Consider the following 21,888-nt stretch of genomic DNA (forward strand, 5'->3'; position numbering starts at 1 on the left):
TAATTGCTTAATGTCCCTATTTATGAAAACTACTTATGCGTCTATATTTTTAATATTTCTTTTGGCATCCTGCTCTATTGCTAAAAGCTCTGTTAAAAATGCCTTTACTAACAAAGAGTTAAAACTGATTAATGCTGGCGACAGCAGGACGCCAATGCGCGTATATAAAATAACCGAAAAATCTGATTCGCTACCTCTTCGTAAAAAAAGTAAATACATTAATCCCGAACCTAAAAATGCAGCCTTACAACTTTTTGTAAAACGTCTTTATGCTACTGTTACAGATAGTGCTTCATTGGGTGTTGGTATTGCCGCACCGCAAGTAGGTGTGTTAAAAAATATTATTTGGGTACAACGATTAGATAAAGAAAATTTACCTTTTGAAGTATATTTAAACCCTAAAATTGTTGGTTATTCTAAGGAAAAACAAACCGTTACCGAAGGTTGTTTATCTATACCCGATCGCCGTGAAACTTTAAACAGCAGATCACAAATTATAGATATTGAATACGACACCATGGAAGGTGAACATAAAGCTGAAACTATAAAAGATTTTACCGCCGTAATTTTTCAGCATGAAATCGATCATTTAAACGGTATTCTATATTTGGATCATTTAGAAAAAGATTTTAAAAACGATAAAAATCCATAAAAAAAACTCTAAAAATAGGATTACCCATTGCAACATGCATTTTGTTGATACCATTAATTACAATGTTATTTTCAAGAGAAGTAAACTGGAGTTTTTTTGATTTTTTAGTAGCTGCCGTTTTACTTTACGGAACCGTTTTTACCATTAGTTTTATACTAAACACCTTTAAAAGTAAAACACAACGCCTTCTTTTAAGTGTCATTATTATAAGCGCTATAATCTTGATTTGGATAGAACTTGCTGTTGGAATTTTTGGGTCGCCACTCGCAGGAAGTTAATCCTCACTCAACTCTTGATGTTTGGCGTAACCACGCCATTTCTCGATACAATTAGCAATATCTTCAGGTATTTCGGTATTAAAACGTAAAAATTCGCCTGTTTTTGGATGCTCAAACCCTAAGGTTTTGGCGTGTAGCGCTTGCCTTGGCAATACTTTAAAACAATTTTCTACAAACTGTTTGTATTTAGTAAACGTAGTGCCTTTAAGTATTTTTTCGCCACCATATCGTTCGTCATTAAATAGCGTGTGCCCAATATGCTTCATGTGCACACGAATTTGATGCGTACGCCCTGTTTCAAGTTTACAAGACACTAAAGTAACATATCCTAAACGCTCTAAAACTTTATAATGCGTTACGGCAGGTTTGCCTTTATCGGCTTCTTCACCAAAAAAAACGGTGTTTTGTAATCGGTTTTTCGGGTGTCTACCAATATTACCTTCAACAGTACCTTCATCTTCTTCAACATTACCCCAAACTAAAGCCACATATTCGCGTTCACTCGTCTTTTCAGCAAACTGCAGCGATAAATGCGCCATAGCTTGTTCGGTTTTGGCAACTACTAGAAGTCCGCTTGTATCTTTATCAATTCGGTGTACCAAACCAGGACGATCACTGGAATTATTAGGCAAATTATCAAAACGATAAATTAAGGCATTTATAAGTGTTCCTGAGTAATTTCCATGACCAGGATGCACCACCATACCCGCAGGTTTATTCACTACAAGCAAGCTATCATCTTCATAAACCACATCAATATCAATAGCTTCACCAACCAATAATTGTTCGTGCGGCGGATGTGTAAATAACACCCGAATATTATCCAACGGTTTTACTTTGTAGTTCTGTTTTACAGGTGTTCCGTTTACGTAAATGCTTCCATTTTTGGCAGCATTCTGAATTTTATTGCGTGTAGCGTTTTCAACAAAATTCATTAAATACTTATCAATTCGAAGTGGTTTTTGCCCCTTTTCCACCACAAAAGCGTGGTGTTCGTATAAATCGTTATCGTCTTCTTCAGAAAAATTTTCAACAGTATGCTCCATTATTATGGTCTGTTTCCGTTACCAAGTACTAGGTCTATCACCGAAGTTTTCGCAAGCTTTTCACCAGCTTCCAAAGGTTTTCCTTTATGCGATAATTTTAAAACCATATCCTTTCCTAAATTATCTACATAACTAATGTCTCCAATTTTAAAACCTAAAGCTTCAAGTGTTGGTTTTACTTGTCGGAATGTTTTATCGATTAATCCATCTGGAACTCTTATTTTTCGGTATCCTGACGGATTTAATGTGATGTAAATTTTACGATCTTCTTTAACTTTTGCCCCAGCGATTGGGTCTTGCTCAATGACTGAAAACTTCGGGTAATCTGGATTGTAATTGGCCGAATCTTGAATTTGCATCACCAAATTATTATCTTCTAATTCCACTTGAGCCACACTTATTGATTTTCCTTTTAAATCGGGAACCGTTTCAAAATTACCGTGATTTGTAGATACATTTAACCACTTTAATAAAATAAAACAAAGCACCACAATTACAAGTATTGCTAGTGCTATTTGCTTTAAAAAAGTTTTACTGAAAAGGAATTTTACAAGGCTCATTTATAGAATTTTCTGTTAGGCAAATATATAAAAACAGAACTGTTTTTTCTTTTGCAATTTATATGATATTTTAGCTATAACTAATATTACATACGTTTTATTATAAGTTTTAGACCAATACTTAACTATAAATGCTTAAATGAAAAAAAATATAGCCATAATAATGGGTGGATATTCCAGTGAATATCAAATTTCTTTAACAAGTGGAAATGTAGTTTACGAAGTTTTAGATAACGCAAAGTACAACGCCTATCGCATTCACATTTTTAAAGACAAATGGGTTTATGTTGATGATGAAGATAACGAACACCCTGTAAATAAGCACGATTTTTCGGTTACTGTTGATGATAACAAGATAAACTTCGATTGTGTTTTTAACGCCATTCATGGTGCACCAGGTGAAGATGGCTACATGCAAGGCTACTTCGAATTGTTAGGTATTCCGCATACTAGTTGCAACATGTACCAAGCCGGAATTACCTTTAATAAACGTGATTTTTTAAGTATTTTAAAACCTTATGGTATAAAAACAGCCGAATCGTTTTACTTAAATCTTGGCGATACTGTTAATGAAAATGCTATTATAAACAAAGTAGGTTTGCCTTGTTTTGTAAAGGCGAACAAAGCAGGAAGCAGTTTTGGTGTTACAAAAGTGCACAAACAAGAAGACTTACAACATGCTATTGATTTCGCTTTTAAAGAAGATGATGAAATTATAATTGAATCGTTTTTAGATGGCACCGAAGTTTCCATTGGCGTGATTACGTATAAAGGTGAAACTAAAGTACTACCTATTACAGAAATTGTTAGTGAAAATGATTTCTTTGATTATGAAGCCAAATATTTGGGGAAATCACAGGAGATAACGCCTGCACGCTTAACAAAAACACAGGAGAACAATGTAACTGCCGTTGCCAAAAAAGTATATGAAGTGTTAAAAATGAAAGGTTTCAGCCGAAGCGAATATATTTTTAAAGGTGATGAGCCTTATTTGCTAGAAATGAACACTATTCCTGGATTAACAAAAGCTAGCATTTTACCGCAACAAGCAGCTGCAGCAGGCATAAGTATGTGTGATTTATTTAATAATGCTATTGAAGAAGCGCTTAAATAAGAGACTTAGAGTTTAGAAAAATAACACATTGAAAAACTAACATTTCTATTAAGTTAGAAATTCGCAGAAATATGAAACGAGCCATTTTCCCAGGATCCTTCGATCCACTAACTTTAGGACACCACGATATTATAACGCGAGGTGTTACCCTTTTTGATGAAGTTATTGTTGCTATTGGCATAAATGCCGATAAAAAATATATGTTTTCTTTAGAAGAACGTAAACGCTTTATTGAAGAGGCTTTTAAAGATGAACCCAAAATAAAAGTCACCACATATAAAGGCTTAACTGTTGATTATTGTAAAGAAATGGAAGCCGAATTTATTTTACGTGGTTTACGTAATCCTGCGGATTTTGAGTTTGAAAAAGCCATTGCACACACCAACCGAAGCCTTTCGGAAATTGAAACAGTGTTTTTATTAACTGCCTCACGCACATCTTATATTTCATCTTCCATTGTACGCGATGTTATTAGAAATAATGGTGATTACACATTGTTGGTTCCTGATAGTGTAAGAGTAAAGTAGTTTATACATTTCTTAATGACACATATTTTCGCGAGTAAAAAGCTAGAAAAACTTCTACAACCCATAATTACAGAAAACAGCTTACACATCGAGCGTGATTTCGGAGATTGGTACGCTTCTTATTTAAGTATAGCGAAGAAAAAATGTCTTGTCTTTGTAAATTCTAAAACGTTTTACACTGTAATTATACCCAAGTTTTTAGTCAAAGACAGAAATAATTTAAATGCTTTGTTAATTCAAAATTTGTATAACCAATTTCTTATTGAAGGCTACGATATAGATTTAGATACCGTTATTGATCTTGTTGGTAAAACACATTTTCACCCTACAAATAATAATCGAAGGCTTATAGGAATATTAAATCATTACATTGGAAAATTGAACTACCTAAAATATGATTACGCCACGTTCAATAATATAGTTATTCATGAAATGGCTCAAAAATTAAACTTAGAACCGTTTAAACAATTACATTGGAAAACGCCTCAAGAAGCGATGAAAGCACTATTAATTAGCATTCAATAAAACCGATTACAACTCGTAATGCGATAAAGGTTTAGGGAAACGCTCTGGGTTTGCCGCTAAGTGGTAGCGAGGATCGTCTACATCTTCTATTATAACCTCCTTAAATTTTGGACTTGATTTATACAGTAGTACTTTACAGTCTTCACTTAAATGCTTCAGCTTAATTTTTTTACCAGCAGCTTCGTATTTTTCAACTAAATTAAAAATGGCTTCAATAGCTGAATGATCACTTACACGCGATTCAACAAAATCGATTTCAACTTTATCAGGATCATTTTTTACATCAAACTTTTCGTTAAATGCTTGAATTGATCCGAAGAATAATGGCCCCCAAATTTCGTAAACTTTAGTACCATCTTCTCGCATACGCTTTCGTGCTCGAATACGTTTGGCATTTTCCCATGCAAATGCTAAAGCCGAAATAATAACTCCAACAAAAACTGCTACGGCTAAATCTACAAAAACAGTAACTAAAGATACTGTGATTAAAACTACAGCATCTGAAATTGGTATTTTCTTTAAAATCCTAAAACTAGACCACGCAAAGGTTTCAATAACCATCATAAACATAACACCAACTAAAGCAGCAATTGGCACCATTTCGATAAGTTTATCTGCAAAAAGAATAAATGAAAGTAACGTAACTGCCATCATAATACCCGATAATCTGCCACGGCCTCCTGCGTTAATATTAATTACAGTTTGCCCAATCATACCACAACCACCAGTTCCACCAAACAAACCAGACACTATATTTCCTGCTCCTTGGGCGACACATTCGCGATTTCCGTTTCCGCGGGTTTCGGTAATCTCATCCACTAAATTCATGGTCATTAACGTTTCAATAAGTCCAACCGAAGCGGCTAAAAATGCCGGTAACGCAATAAACTTTAACGTATCTAAATTAATTGGTAAATTCTGCCATAGCTCAATATTTGGTGTTGGGAATTCACCTTTTAAACCTGTTCCGCCGCCTTCAATAATGTAAGAACCAACAGTAGATACATCTAAATTAAACCCAACTACAACTAACGAGGTTACAATTATTGCCGTTAAGGCGGCAGGTAACTTCTTGGTTAGTTTTGGTAAACCCCAAATAATTCCCATCGTTAAAAGCACAAGACCAATCATGGTATATAACTCGGTGCCTTGCATATAATGACTCGCATATTCTTTTACACCTGCATCAGATACTTGTAATGTTTTATGCGAAAACATTTTTACCTGGGCCATAAAAATAACGATAGACAAGCCATTAACAAACCCCATCATTACGGGATGTGGAATTAAACGTACAAAACGCCCTAGTTTTAAAACACCCGCCAAAATTTGAATGATTCCCATAAGAATAACACAGGCCATTAAATAGAAGAAACCCATGTTTTCTATGGGTGTATCCATGAGCATACCTTTGGTATGTCCTTCGGCAATCATATGTACAAAAATAACGGCCACAGCTCCTGCTGCACCTGAAATTAATCCAGGACGCCCACCAAAAATAGCAGTTATTAACCCAATAATAAATGCTCCAGATAACGCCATTAACGGATCGATTTGCGCTACAAAAGCAAAGGCAACAACCTCTGGAATCATCGCTAAAGAAACCGTAACACCACTTAAAATATCATTTTTAACATTTGGACGCTGCTTTCTGAAAAAATTTGTCATAACTCATGGTTTGATGCTACAAATTTACGTTTAAAATGCAGGCGTGCAAACCAAGTAAAAGTTAATTGAGTAAGATTTAAACTATAACGTTTGAAAAATGAATATTAATTCAAATTAAGCAACCATTCAAGCGCTTCCTCCCTAGTTCTAAAAATTTTAAGATTCCATTTTTTATGTTCGTTTACACCCATTAACGTTTCGGTAGAGAGTAAACTTCCCGAGGTTGCCACCACAACTGCCATCGCATTAATTTCTTTTAAATCGGCAATAGATTTTTGAGCACCATAGGTATAAGAATAGGAATTTTGTTTATTAATAATAAGATTAAAAGGTGTTTCTAAATTAGTTAGTAAAAAATCGTGGTATTCGTCTACCATAATTTCATTCATAATAATGCCTTCATTTACAATCACCTCAGCCAAATTAGGGTATAAAATTTTAATAACACCAAATGAGAGCTTGAAAGTTTTCTTCATTAAAATTTAATTGAGAGAATATTAAATAGTTTAATTGTTGCTTAGTTTTAAACTAATCGAACCGAACGAATTTAATCAAAATATTTTATTTTCAATATTATTACCATTATTCTTTTTAATTGTAGCTTTCTATAAAAATTGAATTTATGAGATCTCTGCTTCTATTGTTACTATGTTGTTTTGCTTGTTCACCATCTAAAACAAAAAACAGTTTCAACTTTAAAACTCATTTTGAAAAAAGTAACGGCTTAGAAACAGCAACTTACAACGAGACCATTTTGTTTTATAAAAATTTGGCGCACGTTTACCCCGAAATATCAATAGATAGTATTGGTGAAACAGATTCTGGAAAACCTTTGCATTATGTAACCCTTAACCCTGAAAAAAAATTCGATTTTAAAAACATAAAACAAAATAATAAAAGCATTTTATTGATTAATAATGGCATTCACCCTGGCGAACCAGACGGTATAGATGCCACTATGATGCTTTTTAGAGATATTGCAGAAGGTAAAATTGTAGCGCCCAAAAACACCGTTTTAGTTACCATTCCTATTTATAATATTGGTGGTAGTTTAAACCGAAACTCGACTTCGCGAACAAATCAAAACGGACCTAAAGCATATGGTTTTAGAGGAAATGCTAGAAATTACGATTTAAATCGGGACTTTATTAAAAACGATACTAAAAACGCTAAAACCTTTGCTAAAATTTACCATAAAATAAAACCTGATGTTTTTATAGATAACCACGTAAGTAATGGCGCCGATTACCAATACACGCTCACTCATTTGTTTACGCAACACAATAAACTTAATGGTAGTTTGGGCAAGTTTATCCACAATACCATGATGCCCAAGTTAGAGCAAAATCTAGCTAAAAAACAATGGGACATCACACCTTATGTTAATGTTTTTAATCGTGTTCCTGAAAGCGGGTTTTCTCAATTTATGGACTATCCGCGCTATTCAACTGGTTACACTACGCTATTTAACACCTTAGGAATGATGGTTGAAACGCACATGCTAAAACCATACAAACAACGTGTTGAAGGTACTTATGAACTTATGAAGAGTATGATTGAGATTACCGAAGAACATCACGAAGTAATTGCTACATTAAGGAAGAATGCTTTAACTGAAACGTTAAATTTAAAAACGTACCCCTTAGATTGGAAAGCGGATACCACTAAAAACACTATTTTTAATTTTAAAGGGTTTGAAGGTGAAACAATAACAAGTGAAGTAACAGGGCTAAACAGATTAAAATACAATAGAAACAAACCTTTTACTAAACCGGTTGTTTACAGTAATTATTTTACACCAAGTGTTCAAGTTACTATACCTAAAGCTTATGTAATTCCCCAAGGCTGGCACCGCATAATCGATTTGTTGAAACTAAATGATGTAAGTTTACAAACATTAAAAAAAGATACTATAATTACGGTTGAAACTTACAAAATTGAAGCGTTTGAAACACGACAATCGCCATACGAAGGCCACTACCAACACTATAACACGCAAATAGAATCAGTACAAAAAGAGATAACATTTTTTGAAGGTGATTACATTGTACAAACAAACCAAGAAGCTATTAGATACTTATTAGAAACCTTAGAACCTCAAGCTCCAGATTCGTTTTTTAACTGGAACTTTTTTGATACCATTTTACAACAAAAAGAAGGGTTTTCACCCTACGTTTGGGAAGACAAAGCATTAGAACTTTTAAAAAATAACCCCAAGCTAAAATCTGAATTTAATAAGAAAAAAGCACTTGATGATGCTTTTGCCAATAACTGGTATGCGCAACTAGATTGGTTACATAAACAAAGTGAGAATTACGAAAAAGCGCATTTACAATATCCTATATTTAGAATATTAAAAGACTGATTCTTTTTAATCGCGAATTAAAGGTAATGTAGAGCATCGTAGCAAACCTTCTTGTTTAGCTATTTCGGCGTAAGGTACTTCTTCTACAGTAAAACCTTCAGAGCGTAACCAATTGTTTAATCTGGTGAAGTTTTTTTCTGAAATTACAACATCTTCAGAAATAGAAAAAACATTACTATTCATATTGTACATTTCGTCTTTAGTTATTTCAAAAACGTTGTCTTTTCCAAAGAAATTTATCAACCAGTTATACTCCTCTTCAACTAAAAATCCATTTTTATGAATAATAGCTTTTCCTTTTCCTAGCGGTTGAAAACAACAATCAAGATGCAATGCATTTTCTTTAGCATTAGTATTCGATTTCCGAAGCTCGAAAGACTTTACAATTTTATTGGGAAACAATTCCTGTATGGCTAAAACCGCCGCTTTATTGGTTCTTGCCGTTATAAAATCTGGGTAATCGATTCCGGTATATGTTCCTATAAAAATGTAATCGTTCCACGGCATTACATCGCCGCCTTCAATATGGCAAGCTTCAGGTAAAACAATACGCTTTTTAGGATCGATTTGATTCCAAACATGTTGTATAGCTTTTACCTCTTCTTCTCTATCGGGTAAAATATTAGCGCGAATAATTTTATCATCAATAACAAAAGCTATATCACGAGAAAATATTTGGTTACAATTTTTAATAACCACTGGCCTAAATACTTCAACATTGTACTTTTTAAAAACTTGAGCCACGGCTTCCATTTCTAAAACCATATCGCTTTCTTTGGGATAAGTCCCAGCTTTTACGTGCTCAATACTTTTAGGATCGTAACAGTCATCAATACTCGGCACAGGTCCGTTACTAATAGCTGTTCCTAAAATTACAGCACGCAACCTTGACGTTTCGTTTTTAATGTTGAGTTTTAACATGTGGTAAATATAAAAAAGCTTCACAAGAACTAACTTATGAAGCTTTATATTTTATATTTATTTTAAAACTATCTGTCGCTTGCAGCTTTAAATGCTCTTTCGTTTTCACCAATATAAACTTGTCTTGGACGACCAATTGGTTCTTTACGTAAACGCATTTCTCTCCATTGCGCTATCCAACCTGGTAAACGTCCTAAGGCGAACATAACCGTAAACATTTCAACAGGAATACCCATAGCACGGTAAATAATTCCTGAGTAAAAATCGACGTTTGGATATAATTTTCTATCTACGAAATATTGGTCTTCTAAAGCTTCTTTTTCTAAACCTTTAGCAATATCTAAAATAGGATCTTGTACTCCTAAATCTCCTAAAACTTCATCTGCAGCTACTTTTATAATTCTCGCTCTTGGATCGAAGTTTTTATAAACACGGTGACCAAAGCCCATCAAACGGAAAGGATCGGCTTTATCTTTAGCTTTACCCATATATTTTTTAGTATCGCCACCATCGGCCTTAATTGCTTCTAGCATTTCTAAAACCGCTTGGTTTGCACCTCCATGAAGCGGTCCCCAAAGTGCCGAAATACCAGCAGATAAAGATGCAAATAACCCAGCATGCGACGAGCCTACAATTCGTACTGTTGACGTAGAACAGTTTTGCTCATGATCGGCATGAAGTATTAACAATTTATCTAAAGCGTTTACTAAAATTTTATTTTGTTTATAATCTTCATCAGGGCGTTTAAACATCATTTGTAAAATGTTTTCTACGTAACCTAATGACGAACTACCATAATCTAAAGGTAAGCCCATTTTTTTGCGCATTGTCCAAGCCACTAAAATTGGGAATTTACCTAAAATACGAACAATGGCATTGTACATTTCCTCTTCAGAATCTACATTTACAGAAGATGGATTAAACGCTGTTAACGCACTTGTTAAAGATGCTAAAACTCCCATTGGATGTGCAGATTTTGGAAAGGCATCTAAAATCTTTTTAACATCATCATCAACTACGGCGTGTTTTTTAATATCGGCATGAAACTTTTCAAGTTCACTGCTCGTTGGAAGGTCTCCAAAAATTAAAAGATATGCTACTTCTAAAAAATCGGCTTTTTCGGCTAATTCCTCTATGCTATAACCTCTGTACCTTAAAATACCCTTTTCACCATCTAAAAAAGTAATGCCACTAACACACGATCCTGTATTTTTATAACCAGGATCGATAGTTGTTACACCACCTGTTACGCCTCTAAGTTTTGAGATATCTATTGCAACTTCATTCTCGGTTCCTGTAAATAACGGGAACTCATTCTTTTGTCCGTTTATTTCAATTGTAGCAGTATTTGCCATGTTTAATGTTATAAGTTTTTGTTTAATTTTCGTGGAAGGCTAAAGTACAAAATATACTATTATTTTTAAAGCTAATTACAAACGATTTAATCGATTGCACAATTAAATTTTTTGATTAAAAACGAAAAAAGCGATTATTTAACAATAACCGCTTTTTTGTATAAAAACATAACTGTTGTTTACTTTATTTTAAATGCTTTTTCTTGTGGAAAATAAGCCACATCAGCCAATTCTTCTTCTATGCGTAGTAATTGGTTGTATTTTGCCATACGGTCGCTACGAGAAGCCGAACCAGTTTTAATTTGTCCTGTGTTTAATGCCACAGCTAAATCGGCAATAGTATTATCTTCTGTTTCTCCAGAACGGTGAGACATTACAGAAGTATAACCTGCGTTATGCGCCATGTTAACAGCTGCGATAGTTTCGGTTAAGGTACCAATTTGGTTTACTTTAATTAAGATTGAATTTGCGATACCATTTTCAATTCCCTTTGATAAACGCTCTACATTTGTTACAAATAAATCGTCACCAACTAATTGTACTTTATCTCCAACAAGTTCGGTTAAATATTTCCAACCATCCCAGTCGTTTTCATCCATACCATCTTCAATTGAAATAATTGGATATTTTTCAACTAATTCAGCTAAATAATCGGCTTGTTCTTTACTTGTTCTAACAACGCCTGTTTCGCCTTCAAACTTAGAATAATCGTATTTTCCGTCTACGTAAAATTCCGCAGAAGCACAATCTAAAGCGATTTTTACTTCATCACCAAATTTATAACCTGCGTTTTCAACAGCTTTTGCTATAGTTTCAATAGCATCTTCGGTACCATCTAAAGTTGGCGCAAAACCTCCTTCGTCTCCTACAGCAGTGCTTAAATTACGATCGTGTAATACTTTTTTAAGGTTGTGGAAAATTTCTGTTCCCATTTGCATAGCATGTGTAAAGCTTTTTGCTTTAACTGGCATTACCATAAACTCCTGAAAAGCAATTGGAGCATCACTATGCGAACCACCGTTAATAATATTCATCATTGGCACTGGTAATGTGTTTGCAGAAACACCACCAACGTAACGATAAAGTGGTAACCCAAGCTCTCCTGCTGCTGCTTTAGCAACTGCTAAAGATACTCCTAAAATAGCATTAGCACCTAATTTTGATTTGTTAGATGTACCATCTAATTCAATCATTATTTTATCTATTAGGTTTTGTTCGAAAACTGAAACACCTAATAATTCTTGAGCGATAATAGCGTTAACATTTTCAACAGCTTTTAAAACACCTTTACCCATGTAGGTATCTCCACCATCTCTTAACTCAACGGCTTCGTGTTCTCCTGTTGATGCTCCAGATGGCACTGCGGCTCTACCTAAAACATCGTTTTCTGTTACTACATCTACTTCAACAGTAGGGTTTCCTCTAGAATCTAAAATTTGTCTTGCGTGAACGTTAACTATTACACTCATAATTAGTTTATTTTAATCTTTATTTTATTCAAATTTACGGTTTAATCTTGTTATTATTTCATGCTTTATAAAAGAATTTCATAAAAACATTTCGATAACGTTTTAGTAATAAAAAAAACCTCAAAAACAGCGAACTGCTTTGAGGTTTCTTTAAACTATTTTTTTATATTTTCAATGAATTGATCGAACAAATACGATGAATCGTGTGGTCCAGGACTAGCTTCTGGGTGATATTGTACCGAAAAACAATTTTTATTTTTCATAGCAATACCTGCAATGGTATTATCGTTTAAATGTACATGTGTAATTTCTAGTTCAGCATTTGCTTCTGTTTCTTCTCTGTTAATAGCAAAACCATGGTTTTGAGACGTAATTTCACCTTTACCCGTTATTAAATTTTTAACAGGATGGTTTATACCACGATGACCATTATACATTTTATATGTAGATACACCATTAGCTAATGCAATAACTTGGTGCCCTAAACAAATACCGAATAATGGTAAGTTTCTTTTTATAATTTCTTTAGCTATTTCTTGAGCTTCAACTAAAGGTTCTGGATCTCCTGGTCCGTTTGATAAGAAATAACCATCCGGTTTAAACGCTTCTAAATCTTCAAATTTAGAATTATAAGGAAACACCTTAATATAAACATCGCGTTTAGCTATATTACGTAAGATGTTTGTTTTTATTCCAATATCTAAAGCAGCAACTTTATAAGTTGCATTCTCATCACCATAAAAATAAGGTTCTTTAGTTGATACTTTTGAAGCTAACTCTAAACCTTCCATATTTGGCACTTCGGCTAATTGCTTTTTTAAGCCTTCAATATTATCAACTTCGGTTGAAATTATAGCATTCATAGCACCGTTTTCGCGAATGTAACTAACAAGTGCACGCGTATCAACATCAGATATTGCCAGAAGATTATTTTTGTCTAGAAAATCTTCTAATGAAGCATCGGCTGAATCTCTTGAATAATCGTAGCTAAAATTCTTTACAATTAAACCCGCAATTTTTACCGAGTTTGATTCAACTTCATCTGTATTTGTACCATAATTTCCAATATGCGCATTTGTAGTAACCATAATTTGACCGAAATATGAAGGATCTGTAAAAATCTCTTGATAACCAGTCATTCCTGTATTAAAACAAACTTCGCCAAATGCAGTACCTTGCTTATTCCCTACTGCTTTACCGTGAAAAATTGTGCCATCTGCTAGAAGAACAATGGCCTTTTGTCGTTTTTGATATCTCATTTAAAAAAAAGTTTCACAAAATTGATAAAAAAAAAGGACAAACTAAAATAGTTTATCCTTTCTTTTTAACTTTTAATTGAAAAGTAATAACTTAATATTTTTTGCACGTCGGCTATCTTATTATATTTTAAATGTTGCTTTTTAGCAAAACTTTTCACCTGACTTGTATAATCGCTTTTAATAAGTTTTAAAACTCCCGATTTTTTTAATTTTATAGGTTTTATTTTTTCATCACTAACCGTACGTAAATAAAACTCCTTTTCAGATGAATATTGTTTAGGCGTTAAATATTCCTTTGTTAAAGGATCTACACTACCAGGTGTAATTTTTAATTTATACATTGATAAAAGTTCAAAATTACTTTCATCCAACAATACTTCATAAAATACATCAGAGTTTAGTTCACTACTATGAAAGGGTTTAAAAACCAATAAATCGATGGATATTTGTTTTAATTCGTTATTTTCTGGGCTTAAAACAAAAATAGAGTCATTATTTAATTTAACCTCAAATCTTTCGTCTTCAAGATTATAATTTACTCCATCGATAACAAAGGTTCTATCTCCAAACCAAATCGTAGCTTTTTTATTCCATTGACTAAATAAGTACGGACTACCTTCAATATTTTTATCCTTATCTTTAAAATTAGTATGATAAGTTTGTGCTTTCATACCAGAAAACAAGCTTGTTGTTTCTTTAGAGTTCCCTCCTAATCCACTTGTCCCTAAATTTGTTTGAGACAAACAATTTAAAGACCCAATAAAAAACAAAGTATATACGATTTTTTTTAACATATATGATTACTTTTAATTTAAAAAAAAAGATAAGCTTTTGGCCTATCTTTTTTTGTTACATTTTATTCTTCTTCGTTTGAAGCTTGTGTTTCAACTGGAGCAGCTGCTGCAGGTTTAGAACCGCCTCGTCTACTTCTTCTTGTTGATTTCTTTTTAGGCTTATCGGCATTGTAAATTTCGTTGTAATCTACAAGTTCAATCATCGCCATATCGGCATTATCACCTAAACGATTTCCTAATTTAATTATACGTGTATAACCACCTGGTCTGTCAGCAACTTTAGTAGCTACTTCTCTAAACAATTCGGTAACAGCATCCTTTTGTCTTAAACGCGACATAACAATACGTCTGTTATGTGTTGTATCTTCTTTAGATTTTGTTACTAAAGGCTCTACAAATTGCTTTAAAGCTTTTGCTTTAGCAACAGTAGTGTTAATACGCTTGTGCTCTATTAAAGAACAAGCCATATTTGCTAACATTGCTTTTCTGTGCGCTGTTTTTCTACCTAAATGGTTTACTTTTTTTCCGTGTCTCATGACTTTTGTTTTAAACCTCTATCTTGCTACAAGATCCTGTTAGGAGAGCAAATTATAAAGGAGTTAATAAATTTAATCTTTATCTAATTTATATTTGCTTAAGTCCATTCCGAAATTTAAACCTTTAACGTTTACTAGTTCTTCTAGCTCGGTTAAAGACTTTTTACCAAAGTTACGGAACTTCATTAAGTCATTTTTATTGAATGATACTAAGTCACCTAAAGTATCAACTTCAGCAGCTTTTAAACAGTTAAGTGCACGTACAGATAAATCCATATCAACTAACTTTGTTTTAAGTAACTGTCTCATGTGAAGTGATTCTTCATCATAAGTTTCAGTTTGTGCAATTTCATCAGCTTCTAAAGTTATGCGCTCATCAGAGAATAACATGAAGTGGTGAATTAACGTTTTTGCAGCTTCGGTTAAAGCGTCTTGTGGAGTGATTGATCCATCAGTGAAAATTTCAAAAACTAACTTTTCGTAATCGGTTTTTTGCTCTACACGATAGTTTTCAATACTATACTTAACGTTTTTTATTGGCGTATAAATTGAATCTGTAAAAATAGTTCCTATAGGAGCCGAAGGTTTTTTGTTTTCTTCAGCAGGTACATATCCTCTACCTTTTTCAATTGTAATTTCTAAATTTAAATTTACTTTAGGATCTAAGTTACAAATTACTAACTCTGTGTTTAATACTTGGAATCCTGAGATAAATTTTTGAAAATCGCCAGCAGTAATACGGTCTTGACCAGAAATTGAGATTGAAACCGATTCGTTATCGATATCGTCAATTTGTCTTTTAAAACGTACTTGCTTTAAATTTAAAATGATTTCAGTAACATCTTCTACAACACCTGCGATAGTTGAGAATTCGTGATCTACACTTTCGATGCGTACCGATGTAATTGCAAAACCTTCTAAAGAAGATAGTAACACACGTCTTAATGCGTTACCTACTGTTAAACCATAACCTGGTTCTAGTGGTCTGAATTCGAACTTACCTTCGAAATCAGTAGAATCAATCATGATTACTTTGTCCGGCTTTTGAAAATTAAATACTGCCATAGTTTTTTCTTCGTTTTAATTGTTATTTAGTTGCGCGGTTTATAAGTTTGAAGAAGTACGAATAAACCCTTTGGCTAAATACCAATGGTTGTTAATTATTATTTAGAGTATAATTCGACGATGAATTGCTCGTTGATGTTTTCTGGAATCTGGATTCTTTGAGGAACAGATACGTAAGTACCTTGTTTTGTGTCGTTGTTCCAAGTAATCCATTCAAAAACATTGCTTGAGTTTGCTAAAGAACGCTCGATAGCTTCTAAAGACTTCGATTTTTCTCTTACAGCTACAACATCACCAGCTTTTAATTGGTAAGAAGGAATGTTTACTAACTCACCATTTACTGTAATATGTCTGTGAGAAACTAATTGTCTAGCGCCACTTCTAGTTGGTGAAATTCCCATACGGAAAACCACGTTATCTAAACGCGACTCACATAATTGTAATAACACTTCACCAGTAATACCTTGTGCAGCTCTTGCTTTTTTAAATAAGTTTCTGAATTGACGCTCTAAAATACCGTAAGTGTATTTTGCTTTTTGCTTTTCTTGTAACTGAATAGCATATTCAGATTTTTTACCACGACGACGGTTGTTACCGTGTTGCCCTGGAGGGTAATTTCTTTTTTCGAAAGACTTATCGTCTCCAAAAATAGCCTCGCCAAATTTACGAGCTATTTTAGTTTTAGGACCAGTATATCTTGCCATTTTAAAATTAAATTATGAGAGTGTTTGTGAATTAAGGTCTTAATCTTATCCTCCGACAAACGTTAATCTCTCGTTGATACTTGTTTATATTATTTTTTTCGGATTGCAAATGTACATAAAAAAACAAATATCAGCTATAAATAGCTGATATTTATTTAAGTTACATAAAATATGCAATTATACTCTACGACGTTTTGGAGGACGACAACCGTTATGTGGTAGTGGAGTTACATCGATAATTTCGGTAACTTCGATACCCGCATTGTGGATTGAACGGATAGCAGATTCTCTACCATTTCCTGGTCCTTTAACGTATACTTTTACTTTCTTTAAACCCGCTTCTGAAGCTACACCTGCAGCATCTTCGGCAGCTAATTGAGCTGCGTAAGGCGTGTTTTTCTTTGAACCTCTAAATCCCATTTTACCAGCAGATGACCATGAAATTACATCGCCGTTTTTGTTGGTAAGTGAAATAATAATGTTATTAAAAGAAGCAGTAACGTGAGCCTCACCATTTGCTTCAACAATAACTTTACGTTTTTTTGTACTTGTCTTTGCCATATTCTTTTAGTTTTTAGTTGCTAGCTTTTAGTTATTGGAATCCTAAACTTTTACATTTCAAACAGATTCTTCTAACGTCCAAATACTAATGAACTAATGACTGATTAATTTATTTTACTTATGCTTTTTTCTTGTTAGCAACAGTTTTTCTTTTACCTTTTCTTGTTCTCGAGTTGTTTTTAGTGCGTTGTCCTCTTAAAGGAAGTCCCGCTCTGTGACGAATACCTCTGTTACATCCAATATCCATTAAACGTTTAATGTTTAATTGAGTTTCAGAACGTAATTCTCCTTCAATGGTAAAGGCTGAAATAGCCTCACGAATACCACTAATGTCGTCATCAGTCCAATCTTGAACTTTGGTACTTTCATCAACTTTAGCTGTAGCTAAAATTTCTTTTGCTCTACTTCTACCTACACCGTAGATATAAGTTAAAGAGATAACACCTCTTTTGTTTTTTGGTATGTCTACACCTGCAATTCTTGCCATATTGATTATAGTTTTTAGTTGTTAGCTTTTAGTTGTTAGAATCCTAAACATTTCTATTTCAAGCAGATTCATCTAACGTCTAATTACTAATGACCATTATTTCTTTTTTATCCTTGTCTTTGCTTAAATCTAGGATTCTTTTTGTTAATTACGTAAAGTCTACCTTTTCTGCGCACGATTTTACAATCTGCACTTCTTTTCTTTACTGATGCTCTTACTTTCATCTTTTTTAAGTTTAAGGTTTAAGGTTTAAAGTTTAAGGTTTGTCGTGTTAATTAACTTGAAACTTTAAACTTGAAACTTAGAACTATTAGTATCTATAAGTTATACGAGCCTTAGTTAAATCGTAAGGACTCATTTCTAATTTTACTTTATCACCTGGTAATAATTTAATGTAATGCATACGCATTTTACCAGATATGTGTGCTGTCACAATGTGACCATTTTCTAATTCTACACGAAACATCGCATTAGATAATGCCTCTATAATTGTTCCGTCTTGCTCAATTGCTGCTTGTTTTGCCATAGTATAATAATTACGCTACTGCCTTTCTGTTTTTACCTGTCTTCATTAAGCCATCGTAATGTCTGTTTAACAAATAAGAATTAATTTGTTGCATAGTATCGATAGCAACCCCAACCATAATTAACAACGATGTTCCACCAAAAAACATGGCCCATGTTTGTTGTACTCCCATAAGTTTAACAATAAATGCAGGGAAAATTGCAATTAAAGCTAAGAATATAGATCCTGGTAAGGTTATTTGCGACATGATTTTATCTAAATACTCAGACGTTTCAGTACCCGGACGAATACCTGGAATAAAACCACCACTACGTTTTAAATCGTCGGCCATTTTATTAGTAGGTACCGTAATTGCAGTATAAAAATATGTAAATACAATAATTAATAATGCAAATGTTAGGTTGTAAGTAAATCCGAATAAATCAGAATAGTTAGTAGTTAACCAAGCTCCAAAGCTAGTATCTTTTAAGAAAGACGATCCACCAATTAAACCTGGAACAAACATAATAGCTTGCGCAAATATAATTGGCATTACACCAGAAGCATTTAATTTTAACGGTATGTATTGTCTAGAACCAGCAACGGCTGCTTTTTCATAACCACCAGTGGCTGTTCTTCTAGCGTATTGTACAGCAATTTTGCGAACACCCATTACTAACATAATAGATGCTAGAATAATTACAAACCAAATTACAAGTTCAAAAAGAATTAACATTACATTGTTACCTTCTAATCGTGTTGCAGCGTTTTGTAAAAAGGCCTGTGGTAAAGTAGCAATAATACCTACCATAATTAATAATGAAATACCATTACCAATACCTTTATCGGTAATTTTTTCACCTAACCACATGGCAAAAATACAACCCGTTACTAAAATTGAAACTGAAGAGAAATAAAATGTAAATCCAGTTCCTAATAAAAAGGCACTTTGAGGAATACCTAAAGCAGGTAAACTAGCTAAATAACCTGGTGCTTGTAATAAACAAATAGCGATGGTTAACCAACGTGTAATTTGTGTTATTTTCTTTTGACCACTAGCTCCTTCTTTTTGTAACTTCTGTAGATAAGGAATAGCAATTCCCATTAATTGTACAACAATAGAAGCAGAAATGTATGGCATAATACCCAGTGCAAATACTGAAGCATTCGCAAAGGCCCCACCTGTAAAGGCATTAAGTAAGCCTAATAAACCGCTATCTGTACTATCAGATAAACCGCCTAATTGAGCTGCATCAATACCAGGTAAAACTACTTGAGCACCAAATCGATAAACTAATAACAAGGTTAAAGTAACCACTATACGGTTTCTTAGTTCCTCGATTTTCCATACATTTTTAATTGATTCTATAAACTTCATACGTATAAAATGTCTTAAATTGTTACTGCTTCACCACCAGCAGCCTCGATAGCCGCTTTTGCAGATGCAGTAAACTTATGAGCAGATACTTTTAATTTTGCTTTTAATTCGCCACGACCTAATATTTTTACTAAGTCGTTTTTACCAACTAAACGGTTTGCAAATAATGCATCAAAATCTACAGTATCATTTATTTTCTTATCATCAACCAATTGTTGTAAAGTATCTAAGTTTACACCTTGATATTCTACGCGGTTAATGTTTGTAAAACCAAACTTAGGAACACGTCTTTGAAGCGGCATTTGTCCACCTTCAAAACCTAATTTCTTAGAATAACCAGAACGTGACTTAGCTCCTTTGTGACCACGTGTAGCAGTACCACCTTTACCAGAACCTTGACCACGACCAACGCGTTTTCCTTGGCTTTTTACTGAACCTTGTGCAGGTTTTAAATTACTTAAATCCATTTTTCAGTTTTATTTTTTAAGCTTCTTCAACAGAAACTAAATGTGACACTTTTGCAACCATACCAAGAATATTTGGTGTAGCTTCAAATTCTTTTACTTGTCCAATCTTTCTAAGACCAAGAGCTTCTAAAGTTCTTTTTTGTCTTAACGTACGATTGATTGCGCTTTTAACTTTTGTTACTTTAATCTTTGCCATTTCTGATTCTTATTAAGCGTTAAAAACTTGTTCAAGTGTAATACCTCTATCTCTAGCAATAGTTTTTGCATCTCTTAATTGTAATAAAGCATCAAAAGTGGCTTTTACAACGTTATGTGGGTTTGAAGACCCTTGAGATTTTGATAATACATCGTGCACACCAACGGCTTCTAATACTGTTCTTACAGCACCACCGGCAATTACACCTGTACCAGGAGCAGCAGGAATAATGTTTACTCTTGCTCCACCGTATTTACCTTTTTGCTCGTGAGGTAAAGTTCCTTTAATAATTGGAATACGAACTAGGTTCTTTTTAGCATCTTCAACAGCTTTTGCAATTGCACTAGCTACATCTTTAGACTTTCCTAAACCTTGTCCTACAACACCAGCTTCATCACCAACCACAACGATTGCCGAGAAACCAAATGCTCTACCACCTTTTGTTACTTTTGTAACTCTTTGTACACCAACTAAACGATCTTTAAGATCTAATCCACTTGGTTTTACTAACTCTGCGCTTTTATATTTTTGAAACATAATATCTTAGAATTTAAGTCCTGCTTCTCTAGCTCCTTCAGCTAATGATTTTACTCTACCATGGTATAAGTAACCACCTCTATCGAAAGCGATAGTTTCTATACCTGCTTTAAGTGCTTTCTCAGCTATAGCCTTACCTACTAATTTAGCAGCTTCAACTTTATTAACTTTAGCAGTATCTATACTTTTATCTCTTGAAGATGCTGATCCTAGTGTTACACCAGTTACATCGTCAACTATTTGAGCATAAATTTCTTTATTACTTCTGTAAACAGCTAATCTAGGTCTTGCTTCTGTACCAGAAACTACCTTACGAATTCTGTTTTTTATTCTTAATCTTCTTTCGTTCTTTGTTAATGCCATAACTAAATTTATTAAGCTGATTTACCTGCTTTTCTTCTAATTTCCTCACCAACAAACTTAATACCTTTTCCTTTGTAAGGTTCAGGTTTTCTAAAGCCACGGATTTTAGCAGCTACTTGACCAACAAGTTGTTTGTCAAAAGAAGTTAGTTTTACAATTGGATTCTTACCTTTTTCTGAAACAGTTTCCACTTTAACTTCTGGAGCAATATCCATAACGATGTTGTGTGAAAAACCGATAGCAAGGTCTAACTTTTGTCCTTGGTTTGATGCTCTATAACCTACACCAACCAATTCTAATTCTTTAGTCCATCCTTTTGATACACCTTCAATCATGTTAGCAATTAACGCTCTGTATAAACCGTGTTTAGCTTTGTGATCTTTAGTTTCAGCAGAACGAGAAACAACCACATTTGCTTCTTCAACTGCGATCTCAACTGTATCGAAACTTTGAGTTAATTCTCCTAATTTTCCTTTTACAGTTACAGCGTTATCTTTAACACTAACTGTTACACCTTCTGGAATGGCTACTGGATTTTTCCCTATTCTTGACATTT

Annotated in this window: 28 protein-coding genes; 6 read left to right on the forward strand and 22 right to left on the reverse strand. The window is 33.7% G+C overall.

Annotated elements, in window-relative coordinates:
• The first annotated feature begins 22 nt into the window (after positions 1 to 22).
• Both def and PK35_RS12505 read left to right on the forward strand, forming a co-directional pair.
• The gene (gene def / locus PK35_RS12500; RefSeq protein ID WP_052825985.1) at positions 23 to 652 is read left to right on the forward strand and encodes a peptide deformylase; all 630 of its coding nucleotides are present in this window, start codon (positions 23 to 25) and stop codon (positions 650 to 652) included.
• Positions 653 to 714: 62 nt separating this feature from the next.
• Positions 715 to 930 (forward strand): hypothetical protein, encoded by a 216-nt coding sequence (locus PK35_RS12505; RefSeq protein WP_238320913.1) that lies wholly within the window; start codon positions 715 to 717, stop codon positions 928 to 930.
• Here PK35_RS12505 and PK35_RS12510 read toward each other — a convergent pair.
• Together PK35_RS12510 and PK35_RS12515 are read right to left on the reverse strand one after the other, a co-directional pair.
• The gene (locus tag PK35_RS12510; protein WP_044626903.1) at positions 927 to 1,976 is read right to left on the reverse strand and encodes an RluA family pseudouridine synthase; all 1,050 of its coding nucleotides are present in this window, start codon (positions 1,974 to 1,976) and stop codon (positions 927 to 929) included. The genes PK35_RS12505 and PK35_RS12510 overlap by 4 nt on opposite strands.
• A 2-nt stretch (positions 1,977 to 1,978) precedes the next feature.
• Positions 1,979 to 2,536, reverse strand: coding sequence for a PASTA domain-containing protein (locus PK35_RS12515; protein WP_044626904.1), 558 nt, complete (start codon positions 2,534 to 2,536; stop codon positions 1,979 to 1,981).
• 139 nt (positions 2,537 to 2,675) lie between these two features.
• Here PK35_RS12515 and PK35_RS12520 point away from each other — a divergent pair, with 139 nt between their 5' ends.
• The 3 genes from PK35_RS12520 (at position 2,676) to PK35_RS12530 (ending at position 4,702) form a co-directional block, all read left to right on the forward strand.
• Positions 2,676 to 3,650 (forward strand): D-alanine--D-alanine ligase, encoded by a 975-nt coding sequence (locus PK35_RS12520; RefSeq protein WP_044626905.1) that lies wholly within the window; start codon positions 2,676 to 2,678, stop codon positions 3,648 to 3,650.
• A gap of 71 nt (positions 3,651 to 3,721) precedes the next feature.
• Positions 3,722 to 4,177: a pantetheine-phosphate adenylyltransferase gene (gene coaD, locus PK35_RS12525; protein ID WP_044626906.1), complete on the forward strand. Its 456-nt coding sequence runs from the start codon at positions 3,722 to 3,724 to the stop codon at positions 4,175 to 4,177.
• A gap of 15 nt (positions 4,178 to 4,192) precedes the next feature.
• Complete coding sequence (locus PK35_RS12530; protein ID WP_044626907.1) at positions 4,193 to 4,702, forward strand: DUF6933 domain-containing protein; 510 nt, start codon at positions 4,193 to 4,195, stop codon at positions 4,700 to 4,702.
• Between the two features lie 6 nt (positions 4,703 to 4,708).
• Here PK35_RS12530 and PK35_RS12535 read toward each other — a convergent pair whose 3' ends face one another.
• Together PK35_RS12535 and PK35_RS12540 are read right to left on the reverse strand one after the other, a co-directional pair.
• Positions 4,709 to 6,370, reverse strand: a complete 1,662-nt coding sequence (locus tag PK35_RS12535) for a SulP family inorganic anion transporter (RefSeq protein ID WP_044626908.1) — start codon at positions 6,368 to 6,370, stop codon at positions 4,709 to 4,711.
• A 104-nt stretch (positions 6,371 to 6,474) separates the two neighbouring features.
• Positions 6,475 to 6,846 (reverse strand): hypothetical protein, encoded by a 372-nt coding sequence (locus tag PK35_RS12540; RefSeq protein WP_044626909.1) that lies wholly within the window; start codon positions 6,844 to 6,846, stop codon positions 6,475 to 6,477.
• A gap of 146 nt (positions 6,847 to 6,992) precedes the next feature.
• Between PK35_RS12540 and PK35_RS12545 the strand changes: the two genes are divergently transcribed.
• The gene (locus tag PK35_RS12545) at positions 6,993 to 8,735 is read left to right on the forward strand and encodes a M14 family metallopeptidase (protein WP_044626910.1); all 1,743 of its coding nucleotides are present in this window, start codon (positions 6,993 to 6,995) and stop codon (positions 8,733 to 8,735) included.
• Positions 8,736 to 8,741: 6 nt separating this feature from the next.
• Here PK35_RS12545 and PK35_RS12550 read toward each other — a convergent pair whose 3' ends face one another.
• The 18 genes from PK35_RS12550 to rplF all read right to left on the reverse strand — a co-directional run bounded on the left by PK35_RS12550 (position 8,742) and on the right by rplF (position 21,886).
• Complete coding sequence (locus PK35_RS12550; RefSeq protein WP_044626911.1) at positions 8,742 to 9,656, reverse strand: dimethylarginine dimethylaminohydrolase family protein; 915 nt, start codon at positions 9,654 to 9,656, stop codon at positions 8,742 to 8,744.
• A gap of 68 nt (positions 9,657 to 9,724) precedes the next feature.
• A complete protein-coding gene (locus PK35_RS12555) occupies positions 9,725 to 11,011 on the reverse strand; it encodes a citrate synthase (protein WP_044626912.1) in 1,287 nt (428 codons plus the stop codon).
• A gap of 179 nt (positions 11,012 to 11,190) precedes the next feature.
• On the reverse strand, positions 11,191 to 12,480 hold the full coding sequence (eno, locus tag PK35_RS12560) for a phosphopyruvate hydratase (RefSeq protein WP_044626913.1): 1,290 nt from the start codon (positions 12,478 to 12,480) through the stop codon (positions 11,191 to 11,193).
• A gap of 155 nt (positions 12,481 to 12,635) precedes the next feature.
• The gene (carA, locus tag PK35_RS12565) at positions 12,636 to 13,739 is read right to left on the reverse strand and encodes a glutamine-hydrolyzing carbamoyl-phosphate synthase small subunit (protein WP_044626914.1); all 1,104 of its coding nucleotides are present in this window, start codon (positions 13,737 to 13,739) and stop codon (positions 12,636 to 12,638) included.
• 65 nt (positions 13,740 to 13,804) lie between these two features.
• Positions 13,805 to 14,533, reverse strand: coding sequence for a hypothetical protein (locus tag PK35_RS12570; protein WP_044626915.1), 729 nt, complete (start codon positions 14,531 to 14,533; stop codon positions 13,805 to 13,807).
• Between the two features lie 62 nt (positions 14,534 to 14,595).
• On the reverse strand, positions 14,596 to 15,069 hold the full coding sequence (gene rplQ, locus PK35_RS12575) for a 50S ribosomal protein L17 (RefSeq protein ID WP_044626916.1): 474 nt from the start codon (positions 15,067 to 15,069) through the stop codon (positions 14,596 to 14,598).
• A gap of 72 nt (positions 15,070 to 15,141) precedes the next feature.
• A complete protein-coding gene (locus tag PK35_RS12580; protein WP_044626917.1) occupies positions 15,142 to 16,134 on the reverse strand; it encodes a DNA-directed RNA polymerase subunit alpha in 993 nt (330 codons plus the stop codon).
• Positions 16,135 to 16,232: 98 nt separating this feature from the next.
• Positions 16,233 to 16,838 carry a 30S ribosomal protein S4 gene (gene rpsD, locus PK35_RS12585; RefSeq protein ID WP_044626918.1) on the reverse strand — a complete coding sequence of 202 codons (606 nt, stop codon included), beginning with the start codon at positions 16,836 to 16,838 and terminating at the stop codon, positions 16,233 to 16,235.
• A gap of 177 nt (positions 16,839 to 17,015) precedes the next feature.
• A complete protein-coding gene (gene rpsK / locus PK35_RS12590) occupies positions 17,016 to 17,399 on the reverse strand; it encodes a 30S ribosomal protein S11 (RefSeq protein WP_044626919.1) in 384 nt (127 codons plus the stop codon).
• A 118-nt stretch (positions 17,400 to 17,517) separates the two neighbouring features.
• Positions 17,518 to 17,886, reverse strand: a complete 369-nt coding sequence (rpsM, locus tag PK35_RS12595) for a 30S ribosomal protein S13 (protein WP_044626920.1) — start codon at positions 17,884 to 17,886, stop codon at positions 17,518 to 17,520.
• A gap of 107 nt (positions 17,887 to 17,993) precedes the next feature.
• Positions 17,994 to 18,110, reverse strand: a complete 117-nt coding sequence (gene ykgO, locus PK35_RS17435) for a type B 50S ribosomal protein L36 (protein WP_013305171.1) — start codon at positions 18,108 to 18,110, stop codon at positions 17,994 to 17,996.
• 86 nt (positions 18,111 to 18,196) lie between these two features.
• Positions 18,197 to 18,412 carry a translation initiation factor IF-1 gene (infA, locus tag PK35_RS12600; protein ID WP_007094967.1) on the reverse strand — a complete coding sequence of 72 codons (216 nt, stop codon included), beginning with the start codon at positions 18,410 to 18,412 and terminating at the stop codon, positions 18,197 to 18,199.
• 10 nt (positions 18,413 to 18,422) lie between these two features.
• Positions 18,423 to 19,769, reverse strand: a complete 1,347-nt coding sequence (gene secY / locus PK35_RS12605) for a preprotein translocase subunit SecY (RefSeq protein ID WP_044626921.1) — start codon at positions 19,767 to 19,769, stop codon at positions 18,423 to 18,425.
• Between the two features lie 14 nt (positions 19,770 to 19,783).
• Positions 19,784 to 20,236, reverse strand: coding sequence for a 50S ribosomal protein L15 (rplO, locus tag PK35_RS12610; RefSeq protein WP_044626922.1), 453 nt, complete (start codon positions 20,234 to 20,236; stop codon positions 19,784 to 19,786).
• A 16-nt stretch (positions 20,237 to 20,252) separates the two neighbouring features.
• Complete coding sequence (gene rpmD / locus PK35_RS12615; RefSeq protein ID WP_044626923.1) at positions 20,253 to 20,432, reverse strand: 50S ribosomal protein L30; 180 nt, start codon at positions 20,430 to 20,432, stop codon at positions 20,253 to 20,255.
• Between the two features lie 12 nt (positions 20,433 to 20,444).
• Positions 20,445 to 20,969, reverse strand: a complete 525-nt coding sequence (rpsE, locus tag PK35_RS12620) for a 30S ribosomal protein S5 (RefSeq protein ID WP_044626924.1) — start codon at positions 20,967 to 20,969, stop codon at positions 20,445 to 20,447.
• A 6-nt stretch (positions 20,970 to 20,975) separates the two neighbouring features.
• Complete coding sequence (rplR, locus tag PK35_RS12625) at positions 20,976 to 21,332, reverse strand: 50S ribosomal protein L18 (RefSeq protein WP_044626925.1); 357 nt, start codon at positions 21,330 to 21,332, stop codon at positions 20,976 to 20,978.
• 11 nt (positions 21,333 to 21,343) lie between these two features.
• Positions 21,344 to 21,886: a 50S ribosomal protein L6 gene (gene rplF, locus PK35_RS12630; RefSeq protein WP_044626926.1), complete on the reverse strand. Its 543-nt coding sequence runs from the start codon at positions 21,884 to 21,886 to the stop codon at positions 21,344 to 21,346.
• Positions 21,887 to 21,888: the final 2 nt, after the last annotated feature.

The organism is Neotamlana nanhaiensis, from assembly GCF_000943555.1.
Classification (GTDB): domain Bacteria; phylum Bacteroidota; class Bacteroidia; order Flavobacteriales; family Flavobacteriaceae; genus Neotamlana; species Neotamlana nanhaiensis.